Raw genomic sequence first — 14,300 nt, 5'->3', positions numbered from 1 at the left:
ATGTAATTGTAACCATTTGTAAAAAGTTCTGATTAAAAAAAGACTACATTTCTATAGTCTTTAGTTAAGTATAAGTGCTTATGCAAATACACTGCATAAAGCTTGAGCTAGAATCCAAAGAATTGCGAGAGCAACTACAGGTTCTAAAATTTTAGCCCATGTAGGCGTTACAGTTTCTGTTGAAACTTGATTATCATCAGTGTGCGTGTGTTGCTGAACCATTTGATTAAACTCCTTCATTGTTGAATCTAATGATATATCTTCTTGATGAATGATTTTAGAGCCTTGTAGTTCTAAGAGTCCATTTGTTGACCAAACCCAATCATCTGCATGTCCAGAGAGATGTTCAATTTGACCTAAAAGAAGTTCTTTTAATCCTCTTTTTCCATAACTGCCAGTTGTTTCAAGTTGTAATATTTCTTCAAGCTGGAAGGTGAGGATTTCTAAAACTGTAACTTTAAGTTCATTAGGCTTAAGTGTAGATTGATTATGCTTAGACGCTAATAGGCTATTAGCGATCTCTGAAATATAAGTATCATTTAGAGTATTAAGCTTTTCGAATTGAATCTCATCATTGTCACGCCAAAGGGTAACAAGTTTACCTAAAGTGAGTGTATTAATTTCTAATATGTATTTGTCACGTAATTCACGATCATAATTATTCAAAAGTGATGGTTTTTGAAATATTAATTGATCATTAAAGTATTGGACCAAATCGAAAGCCATTAATACACCCCATTTATTAGTCTAATAATCTTAGACTTGGTTTCTTTTTCGTTGTTGCATTATTCTCTTCAGTGTTTGATTTTAAAGCATCTTGATCATTATTGATATGATCATATTCATTTGCATCAAAAAATAAGCCTTGTCCATTTTCACGTGCATATATTCCGATTAATGCTTGAAAAGGAATATATAGGTCACGAGAAACACCACCAAAGCGCGCAGAAAAGCTAATTGCATCATTGCTCATGTTTAATGCATGTACGGCATGTGGTGCTGTATTTAACACAATTTGCCCATCTTGAATAAATTGTTCAGGTACAAGCGTATTAGGTTGTGTAGCATCAACCAGTAAGTGTGGTGTGAGATTGTTGTCGCAAATCCATTCATACATTGCACGAGTAAGATATGGACGGGTAGGTGTTACATTCAATTCTGATTCAGACATAATATGACCTAAATATTTTTCAATAATTCACGATAATGGTTTTTTTCCTGCAATGTGAGTGACTTCAAGAAAGCAGGGCGACTAAAAATACGTTGCATATAAAGTAAAATTGGTCTGCAATGTTGCGGTGGTAAATGGATCCCCATTGTTGGTAAGCGTAAAAAAATGGGTGCAAGCATGCAGTCTAAACTTGAGAATGTTTCTGACATAAAATAAGGATAATGTTGAAACAATGGTGTAAGTGAGACGAGTGTATCTTTGAGTTGTTTTTGTGCTTTAACACTTTCTTCTTTATTAAAGCTATCTGGGTGACGAAGCATTTTATCTGCAAGCATTAGCCAATCTTGTTCGAAACGCCAGATATATTGACGCTGTTCTGCACGTTGCATTGGTGCATCTGCATAAAGCTTATTTTGTCTATATCGGTCATCTAGGTACTCAGAAATAATACTTGTGCTAAAAAGCTTCAAGTCATTTTCAATGAGCATAGGTAATTTGTTATATGGATTTAGGCTTGCAACATCTTCGTCATCATCTTCAACAATAATGAGGTGGTGCTTAATTTGTTTTTCAGCAAGAACATAACGAATCCAATGAGAGCGAAAGTCATTTGCATGACTATATAGCGTAATTCCTTGGAGTGGTGCAGCTTCGACTGACATATTTCACAGCAATAATAAATGAATCAGATAGGATACTAAAAATAGCCTATAAAATCACGAAGCTGTTTAAAGAATTATAGTAAACATGATGTAAGAAAATTGAAAATATTTAACCAATAAAAAAGCCTTGGAAAATCCAAGGCTTTTTTGTCCGATTCGGTAAACGAATTAACGTTTAGAGAATTGAGGACGTTTACGAGCTTTACGTAAACCAAGTTTCTTACGTTCAACTTCACGAGCATCACGAGTAACGAAACCAGCTTGACGAAGAGCAGGTTTTAAAGTTTCGTCAGAAGCGATTAACGCACGAGTAATACCGTGACGAATAGCGCCTGCTTGACCACCAATACCACCACCAGCAACAGTGATGTAAAGGTCATATTTGTTAGTAGCTTCTAAAAGCTCAAGAGGTTGGTTAACAACCATACGAGCAGTCTCACGACCGAAGTACTGTTCTAAAGAACGGTTGTTAATTACGAGTTTACCAGTACCAGCTGATAGGAAAACACGTGCAGTTGCGGTCTTACGGCGACCTGTACCATAGTTAGTAGCCATGTGCTGTATCCCTTAGATGTCCAAAACTTGTGGCTGTTGAGCAGCGTGTGGATGCTCAGTACCAGCGTACACTTTCATTTTTTTGATCATTGCATAACCAAGAGGACCTTTTGGTAACATACCTTTAACAGCTTTTTCTAAAACTGTTTCAGGTTTGTGCGCGATTAACTTTTCAAAGTTAGTTTCGCGAATACCACCAGGGAAACCAGTATGGCGATAGTATTTCTTATCGTGAGCTTTTTTACCAGTCACAGTAATTTCTTCAGCATTGATAACAACGATATAATCGCCAGTGTCAACGTGAGGAGTATAAGAAGTTTTATGCTTACCGCGTAAACGACGAGCGATTTCAGTCGCAAGACGACCTAAAGTTTTGCCAGAAGCATCAACAACGTACCAGTCGTGTTGAACTTCAGCTGGCTTAGCGCTGAGAGTTTTCATTAAACCACTACCTATTATAGTTGGTTTGGACTATGGAATCTGTCCAAACTAAAGGAGACGCGATTCTAAACGATTACGTGAAGAATCACAAATGAAAATTAGAATTTCAAGCGCTGTATTCTAGTATTAAAATGCCTTTAGTGCAAAGAATAATCTTAGAAGTTTTGTAATAATGATAAATAGCCTAAGAAATCGTTCAAAAAATATTAAAAAGATAAATATTTTCTGATGCTTACAGGTTGTTCTTCTGCAATTTTATTGAAGATGTATAATGTTATTTATTTCGGTTTAAAAGTGAGGTTAGGATCGATGCTTCCTCTATATGTAACGAGTGGTGAGCCTGCTGGAATTGGTCCTGACATTTGTTTAAGTTTAGCAAATCGAGTAGATGTGCGACCTCTTGTCGTTTTAGCCGATTTAACTCTGCTTAAAGCTCGTGCAAAAGAGCTTAATATTTCAATCAATTTTATTGAATATTTAGGACAAACGGTATCATCTGCTAAAGATCAGTTATATGTAGAGCATGTTCCATTAAATGAAGTTGTATGTTCAGGACAGCTTAATGCCAATAATGCTGCTTATGTTTTAGAACAATTAAGACGTTCTGCAGAATATGCAATGAATGGAAAAAGTGTAGGTGTTGCAACAGCGCCTGTTCAAAAATCTATTATTAATGATGCTGGCATTCATTTTAGTGGTCATACAGAGTTTTACCAAGAATATGCGGGCGTTGAACGTGTTGTAATGATGCTTGCAACAAAGTCTTTACGTGTAGCACTTGCTACTACACATTTGGCTTTACGTGATGTTCCTGATGCAATAACAAAACAGAGATTACATCAAGTTATTGATATTTTAATTCACGATTTAAAAACTAAATTTAAGATTGAACATCCAAATATTTTAGTTTGTGGTTTAAATCCGCATGCAGGTGAAGATGGCTATTTAGGTATGGAGGAGATTGAAGTGATTAATCCTGTACTTGAAACTTATCGTGAAAAGGGTATTCAAATGAGCTTAAGTTTACCTGCCGATACCTTATTTACCCCTGAAAATTTAAAAGATGCTGATGCAGTTTTAGCGATGTATCACGATCAGGGTTTACCTGTGTTAAAATCGCAAGGGTTTGGTGAAGCTATTAATATTACTTTAGGCTTACCGTTTATTCGTACATCTGTAGATCATGGTACTGCGCTCTCCCTAGCAGGTACAGGGCAAGCAAAAAGCTCAAGCTTACATGTTGCTGTCGATTTAGCGCTTGATCTTGCACACCATTGATTTTATTGCTTAGTTTCACGTTGGAAAAATTTTATGTATCAAATTAATGCCTTAAACCCAAAAGATGAAGGGCATCACACGCGGAAGCGTTTCGGGCAAAACTTCTTACATGACCAACGTGTAATTGCCAAAATTGTACGCTCGGTAAATCCGCGTGCAGGTGAAAATATTGTTGAAATTGGTCCTGGTCTTGCTGCATTAACATCACCTTTAATTGGTGAGTGCGATGCATTAACTGTCGTTGAGCTTGACCGTGATTTAGCAGCAGGTTTACCAGGTCGAGTACCTCATCCTGAGCGTTTAACTATTATTGAAACCGATGCGCTAAAGTACGATTTCACAGAATTATTTGCAGATGGTCGCCCGTTACGTGTCGTGGGTAACTTGCCGTATAACATCTCTACGCCATTGTTATTCCATCTCTTAGGATTTGGTAATAAAGTAAAAGACATGCACTTCATGCTTCAAAAAGAAGTAGTAGATCGTATTACGGCATCACCAAATACCAAAGAATATGGTCGTTTATCAGTAATGATTCAGTATTACTGCAAACCAACGTTCTTATTTGAAGTGCCACCAGGATCTTTCAATCCACCGCCAAAAGTAACATCTGCTGTGTTCCGCTTAGAGCCTTACGATGAAAAGCCAATTGTTGCGAGCAATGAAAAAGCATTAGCGCGTTTGGTTTCACATGTATTCACTCAGCGTCGTAAAACACTTCGTAACAGCTTAAAAGGCATGTTGGTTGAAGACGGCTTTGAAAAATCAGGTGTCGATCCTATGGCACGTCCTGAAACTTTAACATTAGCTCAATTTGTTGCACTTGCAGATCAAATGGTAGATGCATAAATGTCTCGTGAAAACGTTCGATATAATTATGTGATTGGTGATGTTCAGGGCTGCTTTGAAGCCCTGAAAGCACTCTTAAAAGAAATACAGTTCGATTCAGATCAAGATTTTATTTGGTTTGCAGGTGACTTAGTTGCTCGTGGTGAAAACTCGGTTGGTGCAATTCGTTTTATTAAAAAATTGGTCGATAGTGGTGTAGCAGCAACGGTTTTAGGTAATCATGATCTAAATTTATTAGCAGTTGCGCGCGGTATTAAAAAAGCCAAAGAGCAAGATAATATTGATGATGTGATTCATGCTTTAGAAAGTGATGATTTAATCGATTGGTTGCGTAAACAGCCTTTGTGTTTATTTCCAAATGATCAAACTATTTTAACGCATGCAGGTATTCCAACCAATTGGACAGCTGAACAAGCATCACAATTTGCAAAAGAAGTTGAAGCTGTAATTGCACATGATGATTTAAATGTGTTGGATGCTTTCTTAAAAGATATGTATGGAAAAGAGCCTGCACTCTGGTCAGATGATTTAACAGGCAATGCGCGTTTACGTTGTATTACTAACTACTTAACTCGTATGCGTTTAACAAACGAACAAGGCGGTTTAGAGTTTAGTTTTAAAGATGCGCTAGATGAACCGATGCCAAAGGGATATAAACCTTGGTTTGAGTTTGAATCTCAAGCAGCAAAAATACATCAAATTATTTTTGGGCATTGGGCTGCGCTAGAAGGGCGAACTATTTCTGAAAGTATCCAAAATGTAGATGGTGGATGCGTTTGGGGGAATTCACTTATTGCTTATCGTTTAGAAGATAAAATGAAATTTGCTGTTCATAACCCAATGTTTTAGAATTAAATATATGGGTGCTATATTATTTGTATAGCATTCATAAATTATAAAATAAAAAAACAAACAATAAAAAATGGATAATATAAATGCTAGAAATAGAAGATTTAAAAAACATATACCCTCTTGTTGTTACTCCGAGTCATGATGGTAAGTATTTTCATAATTATGTTATTTCATTATTGAATTTTCAAAACTATGCAACAAAAATTGGTATGCCTATTCAATATTATTTAATGCGTGGTGAAAGTTTAATTACTCGTGCTAGAAATAATGCTGTAGCAGATTTTTTAGCCAATAAAGAGTGGACACATTTATTTTGGATAGATTCAGATATTGGATTTGATACGGATGCTGCGTTTCGTTTATTGATGTCTGATTATGATGTTGCTGCTGGAATATATCCATTGAAATTGGAAAATTGGCCAGCCGAAGGTGTTCCTGAAAATACGACAAGAGAGTCTTTTAGAAATAATTATCAAAAATATCCAGTAAATGCTTCTGTAACTCCAAATACAAATCAAATAGATATAAAAATTAACGAAAATGGATTTATGGCTATTAAGCGTTGTGTATTTGAAAAAATGATGCTGCAGTATCCAGAATTACACTACATAAGTGATTCACATGGTTGTGAAAATAAGGGGTTACATTATCGATTTTTTGATGTGATGGTTCATCCTGAGTCTAAACGTTATTTATCTGAAGATTATGGTTTTTGCTATTTATGGGGGAAAATGGGTGGGAAAATTTATATTGATGCACACTCTAAATTAACGCATCAAGGTACAAAAATTTATGAAGGTGATTTAGCTAGTTCTATAAAGACTAACTTACCAAATGCAATAGCTGGACCAGCAGGAGCTAAATTTTATCTTACAGGTGAAGAGAATTTATAATATTAAAAAACCACTTATTTGAGTGGTTTTTTAATATTTAACTAAATTTAAGTTACCTATTGGCGAATCCAGGTTTGACTACGTCCAATTGCAGAAATACCCATATAACCACGTAGGGTTAAACGTTTACCTGTCGAGTTTAGTCGGGCTTTCGCACTATAAATTTTACCAGTAAGTGGATCAATTATTTTTCCACCATCATAGTTGTTTTCAGAAACTAGTTTTAGACCTTTCAATACATCCATACCTAATATAGGTTGGTTGGTGTAAGGTGCGGGGCAATCTTTACATTTTTCTTGAGGCGTATAACCAGGACGTGGTGTTATTTTTACAATTTGAGCAGTATAGGTATCTTTGGCATCTTTACGAATTTCAATAACAGCTTTAGATGTTCCTGTTTTATCATCTATTTGAAGCCATTTTCCTGCAATATCGTTGGCAAAAGCATTTGCACTTAAAAATAAACCAAATGTGCTAGCTATAAGCAATTTACTTTTCATATCAGATTCCTTTTGATAGAAGATAATTTTTATTTTGTAATGTTCAAAATAGCCCATTGTTTACAATTTAGTCAATATATAAAGTGGTAATATTTAATTGATTATCTATGTGAAATTTATTTTTATATTCAATAGTTAAGATTATAAACAACATAAAAAAGCCACTGGTGTAAGTGGCTTTTATAATTAGTCTACTTTTAGCCATGTTTGGCTGCGACCGAGTGCAGAAACACCAACATATCCTCTTAGTGTTAAGCGAGTACCACTAGTACTTAATTTTGCTTTCGTGCTATAAATTTTGCCAGTAAGAGGGTCTATAATTTTACCGTTAGTGTAAGCACCATCATTTGTATGCTGCAAACCTTTTAAAATATCCATACCTAAAATAGGTTGATTTTTATAAGGTGCAGGACATTTAACACAAGTATCTTTGGGATTGTAACCTGGGCGAGGTGTGATTTTTACAACTTTGGCAGTATACGAGCCATTTTTCTCTTTGCGTATCTCTAAGATTGCTTTTGATGATCCTGTTTTATCATCAATATTTTTCCACATTCCAGAGATGTCTTTAGCGAATGCAATATTCCCAATTGCAGAGAAAATAAGTGAAGTTGCAAGCACAAGCACTTTCATTTCATGTTCCTTTTTATGTGAAAGTTATTTGGCTCATAATATGTTTTTTCTTAATTTAAAACAATTATTTAAACTTAAGAGTTTTGAAGGAATAAAATGAAAGTAGGCAACCAAACTGCTGTAAATACGGCATTAACTGCCATACCAAAAGCAGCATAACGACCTGCAACACTTCCACGTTGCCATGCTTGCGCTGTTCCAATAGCGTGAGCTGCTAGGCCTAAAGCTAAACCCGAGGCTCTTTCATCGTTAATGTGTCGTAAAATAAGAGGTGAAAATGCAGCACCAATTACGCCAGATAAAATAACAATAAGAATGACTAAGCTAATAGGGGCTTGTAACAATGTGGCAATATTGATGGCAATAGGTGTTGTTACAGCACGAGTTGCAAATGCCATAATATCTGGGCTAGTCATATGCAATAAGTAGGCAAGTCCCATAGGTAAGGCTACAGCACTAAAACTTGCAAAGATTAAAATGCCTAAAATACCTTTTAATGGTAAGTCATCGTAGCGCATAGCAGCTAAAGGAATAGCAAGTGCAACAGTTACGTAACCCAATAAATTATTGAAAAGTGGGTTTGCATTGGTCATATACTTTTCATAAGGCAGACCCAAAATGAATAAAAGCCCAATAATGAAGAACATTCCGAAAACAATAACGGGTACTTGAGGGATTTTTTTATTGCAGGGTTTAGCAAGTATATATGCAATAAAGGTAATAATAAAAGCGTATAGAATTCCAATCATTTTAATTCTCCTATAACCAACGCTTGGCCATTTTTGCGTAAACCCATAGGGGAATTAAGGTACTAATAAACAGCACCAGTAAAAATGCAGGAATTTTGTCACCCATATGCACCATCATGAGTAATGAGCCTGCACTAATGGGCAAGAAAGCAAATGCACTTTCTTTCATAATTTTATTATTGGTATCGACTAGTCGGGTTGGCAGTTTTCCAAATGTACGCCAAAGGAAAAGAACAACAAGTAAGCTCAGTAAACCAACTAAGTTACCAAGTTCTGGATGGTTGAATTGTGTAGTAATCCAAAGTGCAGATTCACGAAATCCAACAATGAGCAGAATTGTTCCCACCCATGCTGTCCAATCAATACCTTTAATAAATTCCATTTTATTTATACTTCTAATCCGTTATTAATCAACTTTTAATCGATTCTATCCTGAATTTCAAACTCTTCGAGCTTTCTTTGAAAAATTTTAGCTTTTTCGCCTAATATTTCACCAATTGGTAAATGTGCTTGCTTAATAAGCTGTTCAATTTTTTGTGGAGCCATAATGACATGAAGCTGTAAATTACCTTCATCATCATAATGTTCAGATTGAATCACATTGAGTGAGTAAAGCTGATTACGCAATTTTCCGTAAGATGGTTTAAGCGTTAATTCAAAGCTTTGTAGGTGTCCCATTAAAGCTTCATGAACGGCTTGTTTGAGTAAATCTAAACCTTTTCCGCTATGCGCTGAAACATAAACGCGATCTGGTAAATGTGGTTTAGCATAAATAATTTTTGCTTCTTCTTGGGATTGATCAATTTTGTTATAAACCCGAATAATTGGTACATCTGCGCCAATTTCAGTTAAAACTTTTTCAACAGCTTCAATTTGTTCCAACATATCGGGGCTGTTTGAATCAATCACATGCAGTAATAATGTTGCTTCGAGTGTTTCTTCAAGTGTTGCTTTGAATGAATCTACCAATGAGTGAGATAGGTTACGTACAAAACCAACAGTATCTGCAAGTACAAGTTTACCAATACCATCCCATTCTAAAGCACGTAAGGTTGGATCGAGTGTGGCAAAAAGTTGATCTGCTGCGTAAACATCACTATTGGCTAAAATATTAAAAAGTGTCGATTTTCCTGCATTGGTATATCCCACTAAAGAAACCGTAGGAATTGCTGCTTTTTGACGTGCTAAACGACCTTGTTGACGTGTTTGTTTTACTTTTTCAATTTTAGATTTGAGTTGCCCCATGCGTAATTGAAGCAATCGACGGTCTGTTTCTAGTAATGTTTCACCTGGTCCACGTAAACCAATACCACCTTTTTGACTGTCTAAATCGCCACGGCTACGAATAAGACGAGATGCAAGGTGTTGAAGCTGAGCTAATTCAACTTGTAAACGACCTTCATAAGTACGTGCACGTTGCGCGAAAATATCAAGAATAAGTTCTGTTCTATCCACAACTCGGCATTTCATAATTCGTTCTAAATTACGTGCTTGAGCAGGAGTGAGCGCATGGTCAAAAATAACTAAATTTGCATCGAGTTCTTCAACACGCTGTGCAATTTCTTCGGCTTTACCTGAACCAATAAAAAGTTTGGCATCTGGTCGAATACGCTGTGCGTGTATATGTTCTAAAATTTCGGCACCCGCAGATTTTGCGAGAAGAGAAAATTCATCTGCATCAAGGTCATTGAGCATTTGTACAATGACGCTTACGAGAATAACTCGCTCACCAACTTGATGTTCTGTTAAATCTATCACTCAGCCGAATCTCTACAAACATAATAAAGTTATATTCTAGAGTATATCTGATAGCGATGCTTTGCTATTTCTTATAGCGCGGCAACAAAGAGGTGTGCAAAAGAAATAATGGCACCAAAATATAAAATACAGCCACCAATAATAAATTGCAGTGCAGATGAATAGGTGATTGAGTTCTGAGTTTGATCGTTGTTTTGAGGATTCATGAAAATCACCATTGATCTAATATTTCGATAAAATAATAATATTTTATTTGTTAAATAAATTAAAATTGATAAATATGATTTTTGTGTTCGTTTTTTATAATCAATGCAAGTTGGCTATGAAAAGTATAAGATAATGCCAAATAATGATGATGTTTAATGCGAGCATCTTATTGATCCTGCAACTTCAATATATTAAATATTAAATATGAATGCGATTTCTAAATTTTTTCTTTACTCAAAAAAACTCATAACAGGTACAGCCACTGTTCTTCAGGGCTTTTATTTGGTTTATCGTTACGGTTTATATAAAGATTCGAATAATCCTAAAAATACGCGTTATGTGCAGTATTTTTGTAGAAAGTTATGCCGTGAATTTAATATTGAAGTGAAAGTGCATGGTGAAATTCCACGTACGCCTGCACTTTGGGTGAGTAATCATGTTTCATGGTTAGACATTGCCGTATTAGGTTCGGGTGCACGCGTTTTCTTTTTGGCAAAAGCAGAAATTGAAAAATGGCCGTTGCTTGGAAAGCTTGCTAAGGGCGGTGGAACATTATTTATTAAGCGTGGTTCTGGTGATTCAGTTCGTATTCGAGAACAAATTGCTGAATTTTTAAAGCAAGATATTCCTGTTTTATTTTTTCCAGAAGCAACTACAACAGATGGCACTCGAATTAAAAAAGTGCACGGCCGAATTTTAGGTGCTGCAATTGAAGCACAGCGTCCTGTTCAAGCATGTGTGATTTGTTATGTAAACCAAAATGGTGAACAAGATATGGTTGCGCCGTATATTGGTAATATTAGTTTTGCAGAGCATGTAAAGAAAGTGATTGAAATGCCACAAGTAACTGCACATTTAATGGCATTGCCTGCAATTTCTGTGGAAGGGCATACTGTTGAAACTTTAACAGCATTGGTTCAACAAAAAATGGTTGAAGGTTTAGCGACTTTGCAAAAAGAAGTTGTAACCTCACCAGCATCAAACTAGAAACTACATAAATCCTTCAATTGGCAGCCAAGAAACAAATTTTAAGGCTGCTTTTTTATACCATTTTAATTTAGGCTCTTTACGCAAAGTTTCGAGCGAACCATCTTCTTTGGTATGTTTCCAATTAATATTGTTTTTAGAGTCTAAAACTAGTTTATAAGCGTATTTGGGTAAGTTTGAACTCATAGTCTGATGCACGCCAAGTGCTAATTTTGGACTATTTAACAAAACACCAATTTCTGAATTTAAATAAGATGATCTTGGATCGAAATTAAATGAACCAATAAAAACTTGTTTTTCATCAATTGCCATAAGTTTGGCATGCAAGCTAGAACGGCTTAAGCCTTTTAATTTAACTTTTGCTTTCTTCGAAAGTTCTTCTGTATTTTCATATAAGTTATTTTGCGAAGGTGTGTGCATAAACTCATAAAGCTGAACATTATTTTCTAAAAGATTTTGTCGATATTTTGAGTAAAATGCATGAACAACAGGAACATCATTCGCTTTAAATGAATTTGTTAAAATACGAACATTCACGCCAGATTCTGCTAATTCATTGAGTTTTTTAGCTCCCTCTTTTTCAGGAACAAAATAAGCTGAAATAATATCTACGCTTTTTGTTGGCTCATCTAAACGGTTAAGTAGTTGAAAGTTTAAATGTTCTTCTTTAGATGCTTTTGATTTAATTTTACTTGGTGAATCACTTACAACTTCGGCTTTTACCCAATCGAATTGAATATTTTCATTGAGCCATTTTTCAAAAGCTTGAGAGCGATACGCTAAATTTAAATAATTTTGAACTGTTGCTTGTTGATAATGTTCACTAAGTTGTTGTTTTAATCCATCGTAACGTAAAGTGTAATGTCTTGGATTAACCAATTGACGTACAGGGAAGGCATAATCATCATTCCAATATTCATCAAATGAATGAATAATTTCATCAGATGCAGCCCCTGCTAAAATCACATCAACATCAGAAAATTGATAATTATCACTGACGTTATAATATTGATTACTCATATTACGCCCGCCAATGAGCGCAAGTTGATTATCGACAATGAAGCTTTTGTTATGCATACGTCGATTAATACGTTTTAAATCTAATACCATGTCCATCGCACGGTAGTGACGGAAACGGTATGGATTATAAAGTTTTACACTAATATTGGTATGTTGATCGAGCGCAAGATAAATACCTTCCATTTTTTTTGCATTATTGTCATCGACTAATAATCGAACTTTTACACCTCGATCTGCTGCTTGAATAATAGAGTGTAATGCAAGTGCACCTATTTTGTCGTTGTCCCAAATATAGTATTGTAAGTCTAAGCTTTTTTCTGCACGATCAATAAGATGAATACGGGCAGCAAGTGCTTCAAGTGGGTCATAAAGAACATGATAGCCCGTTAAACCTATATTTTTTTCACGTAAAGGTTCAATTATTTTTGCAAGTGATGTTGTAGATGTATTGATATCAAATGCATTTTGAATTGGCTGTGGCATTTGTTTAGGAAGTGTTGAACATGCAGGAACACCAAGCACAAGCGTACTCATAAGTAGAATTTTGGCTACTGAGCTAGAATTCGATTGATGAATATTTTGTTGATCTTGCAAGTGAACAATCCTTGAAGTTATATCTAAAAATAGAGTAGATAAAAATTGGTTTGAGTATAGTTCTCAGCTGTGAAAAGATAAAGATATGGGGCGTAATAATAACGTCAAGAAAATGTAGAGAATAAATATGTGGGATCCAAGTTCAATGATTATATATTTTTATATCGTGATGGGTCTGCTTGCGATTTGGGGTATTTCTCAAGCATGGTTGAGTCAGGCAAATACTGAAACCATTCATCCATTTAAAGCATTTGTGCATTTACTCGCATTTTATTTATCTTATTTACTTATTCCAGTTTTTGTATTTAGTTTATACGCAGGATTTGTTGGTTATTACTCAATTCATGAAACTATATTTATTGTTTTTGTGAGTGGGCTTTTAATTTATGCACGATTTATTGAACCATTCTTTATTCAGGTTCAAACAACTCAATATAAAATTAATCCAGATAAACCTTTAAATAAACCTGTCAAAATTGCACTTATTGCAGATTTACATATTGGTTTATTTTCAGGACATGAACGTCAACTTAAACTTATTGTAGATAAAATTAACCGTGAACAACCCGATTTGGTGGTTGTAGCAGGGGATTGGACCTATGAGCCTGAAAATAAATTAGTTGAAGAGCTTGCTGTTTTAAAAGGCATTCAAGCACCTGTTTATTCTGTGAATGGTAATCATGATGAGCAATATCCTGGACCACCAATTCAGCAACTATTAGCCACGGCATTAGAACAAAATAATGTACTCGATATTGAAGGTCAAATTGTAGATTTTGACGAGTTCAGATTATTAGGTGTAGGTGATTTGTGGGCGGGTAAAACCGACATGCGTTATATGCCAGATTTACCACAGGATAAACCTTGGATTATTCTTTCACATAACCCAGACACTGTAGATATGGTGCCTAAGCTACCAACACGTCCACTGATGCTTTCAGGACATACACACGGCGGACAAGTTGAGCTTCCGTGGCTAACGGACTACATTATGAAAAAAGTGTCGATATTAGGTCATAAGAAAGGGCTTTATCAGCATGAACATGCAGATGTATTTGTAACGGTAGGAACAGGAATGGTGGGTGTGCCATTTCGTTTTCGAGTACCACCTACAATTGATATTATCAAATTACATTGAGCTAGATATAGAA

General features: G+C 35.4%; 18 protein-coding genes. 6 read left to right on the top strand and 12 right to left on the bottom strand.

Annotated features, from left to right (window positions below):
* Positions 1–78: 78 nt before the first annotated feature.
* The 5 genes from MZO21_RS09985 to rplM form a co-directional block, all read right to left on the bottom strand.
* Positions 79–726, bottom strand: coding sequence for a hypothetical protein (locus MZO21_RS09985; RefSeq protein WP_154772341.1), 648 nt, complete (start codon positions 724–726; stop codon positions 79–81).
* 16 nt (positions 727–742) lie between these two features.
* Positions 743–1,171, bottom strand: coding sequence for a ClpXP protease specificity-enhancing factor (locus MZO21_RS09980; protein WP_154772342.1), 429 nt, complete (start codon positions 1,169–1,171; stop codon positions 743–745).
* 8 nt (positions 1,172–1,179) lie between these two features.
* Entirely contained in the window at positions 1,180–1,833 is a 654-nt protein-coding gene (locus MZO21_RS09975; protein ID WP_154772343.1) for a glutathione S-transferase N-terminal domain-containing protein, read from the bottom strand.
* Between the two features lie 168 nt (positions 1,834–2,001).
* Positions 2,002–2,388, bottom strand: a complete 387-nt coding sequence (rpsI, locus tag MZO21_RS09970; protein WP_067731057.1) for a 30S ribosomal protein S9 — start codon at positions 2,386–2,388, stop codon at positions 2,002–2,004.
* Between the two features lie 12 nt (positions 2,389–2,400).
* Positions 2,401–2,829, bottom strand: coding sequence for a 50S ribosomal protein L13 (gene rplM, locus MZO21_RS09965; RefSeq protein WP_153372433.1), 429 nt, complete (start codon positions 2,827–2,829; stop codon positions 2,401–2,403).
* 309 nt (positions 2,830–3,138) lie between these two features.
* On the opposite strand from rplM, the gene pdxA reads away from it, so the two are divergent.
* From pdxA to MZO21_RS09945, 4 genes are all read left to right on the top strand, one after another.
* Positions 3,139–4,107, top strand: a complete 969-nt coding sequence (gene pdxA, locus MZO21_RS09960) for a 4-hydroxythreonine-4-phosphate dehydrogenase PdxA (RefSeq protein WP_248102496.1) — start codon at positions 3,139–3,141, stop codon at positions 4,105–4,107.
* Positions 4,108–4,140: 33 nt separating this feature from the next.
* Positions 4,141–4,956, top strand: a complete 816-nt coding sequence (gene rsmA, locus MZO21_RS09955; RefSeq protein WP_154772345.1) for a 16S rRNA (adenine(1518)-N(6)/adenine(1519)-N(6))-dimethyltransferase RsmA — start codon at positions 4,141–4,143, stop codon at positions 4,954–4,956.
* The gene (locus MZO21_RS09950; RefSeq protein WP_248102500.1) at positions 4,957–5,805 is read left to right on the top strand and encodes a symmetrical bis(5'-nucleosyl)-tetraphosphatase; all 849 of its coding nucleotides are present in this window, start codon (positions 4,957–4,959) and stop codon (positions 5,803–5,805) included.
* A gap of 86 nt (positions 5,806–5,891) precedes the next feature.
* Positions 5,892–6,701: a hypothetical protein gene (locus MZO21_RS09945; RefSeq protein WP_248102503.1), complete on the top strand. Its 810-nt coding sequence runs from the start codon at positions 5,892–5,894 to the stop codon at positions 6,699–6,701.
* A gap of 56 nt (positions 6,702–6,757) precedes the next feature.
* Here the strand turns inward: MZO21_RS09945 and MZO21_RS09940 are convergent, their stop codons facing one another.
* The 6 genes from MZO21_RS09940 to MZO21_RS15120 form a co-directional block, all read right to left on the bottom strand.
* Positions 6,758–7,201: a DUF2147 domain-containing protein gene (locus MZO21_RS09940; protein WP_154772348.1), complete on the bottom strand. Its 444-nt coding sequence runs from the start codon at positions 7,199–7,201 to the stop codon at positions 6,758–6,760.
* Positions 7,202–7,387: 186 nt separating this feature from the next.
* Positions 7,388–7,834, bottom strand: a complete 447-nt coding sequence (locus MZO21_RS09935) for a DUF2147 domain-containing protein (RefSeq protein ID WP_154772349.1) — start codon at positions 7,832–7,834, stop codon at positions 7,388–7,390.
* Positions 7,835–7,908: 74 nt separating this feature from the next.
* Positions 7,909–8,583, bottom strand: coding sequence for an LrgB family protein (locus tag MZO21_RS09930; protein ID WP_248102505.1), 675 nt, complete (start codon positions 8,581–8,583; stop codon positions 7,909–7,911).
* A gap of 10 nt (positions 8,584–8,593) precedes the next feature.
* Entirely contained in the window at positions 8,594–8,965 is a 372-nt protein-coding gene (locus MZO21_RS09925) for a hypothetical protein (protein ID WP_248102507.1), read from the bottom strand.
* Between the two features lie 35 nt (positions 8,966–9,000).
* On the bottom strand, positions 9,001–10,341 hold the full coding sequence (hflX, locus tag MZO21_RS09920; protein ID WP_171501234.1) for a ribosome rescue GTPase HflX: 1,341 nt from the start codon (positions 10,339–10,341) through the stop codon (positions 9,001–9,003).
* Between the two features lie 71 nt (positions 10,342–10,412).
* Positions 10,413–10,547, bottom strand: a complete 135-nt coding sequence (locus tag MZO21_RS15120; RefSeq protein WP_266095561.1) for a hypothetical protein — start codon at positions 10,545–10,547, stop codon at positions 10,413–10,415.
* Positions 10,548–10,752: 205 nt separating this feature from the next.
* Here MZO21_RS15120 and MZO21_RS09915 point away from each other — a divergent pair, with 205 nt between their 5' ends.
* Positions 10,753–11,535 (top strand): lysophospholipid acyltransferase family protein, encoded by a 783-nt coding sequence (locus MZO21_RS09915; protein ID WP_154772352.1) that lies wholly within the window; start codon positions 10,753–10,755, stop codon positions 11,533–11,535.
* 3 nt (positions 11,536–11,538) lie between these two features.
* Here MZO21_RS09915 and MZO21_RS09910 read toward each other — a convergent pair whose 3' ends face one another.
* Positions 11,539–13,089, bottom strand: a complete 1,551-nt coding sequence (locus MZO21_RS09910; RefSeq protein WP_154772403.1) for a phospholipase D family protein — start codon at positions 13,087–13,089, stop codon at positions 11,539–11,541.
* 187 nt (positions 13,090–13,276) lie between these two features.
* On the opposite strand from MZO21_RS09910, the gene MZO21_RS09905 reads away from it, so the two are divergent.
* Positions 13,277–14,287 (top strand): metallophosphoesterase, encoded by a 1,011-nt coding sequence (locus MZO21_RS09905; protein WP_154772353.1) that lies wholly within the window; start codon positions 13,277–13,279, stop codon positions 14,285–14,287.
* Positions 14,288–14,300 lie beyond the last annotated feature (13 nt).

It is taken from the genome of Acinetobacter portensis (assembly GCF_023158935.1).
GTDB lineage: Bacteria > Pseudomonadota > Gammaproteobacteria > Pseudomonadales > Moraxellaceae > Acinetobacter > Acinetobacter faecalis.
The sequence above is the reverse complement of the archived record's forward strand: the minus strand, read 5'-3'. Positions and strand labels throughout refer to the sequence as shown.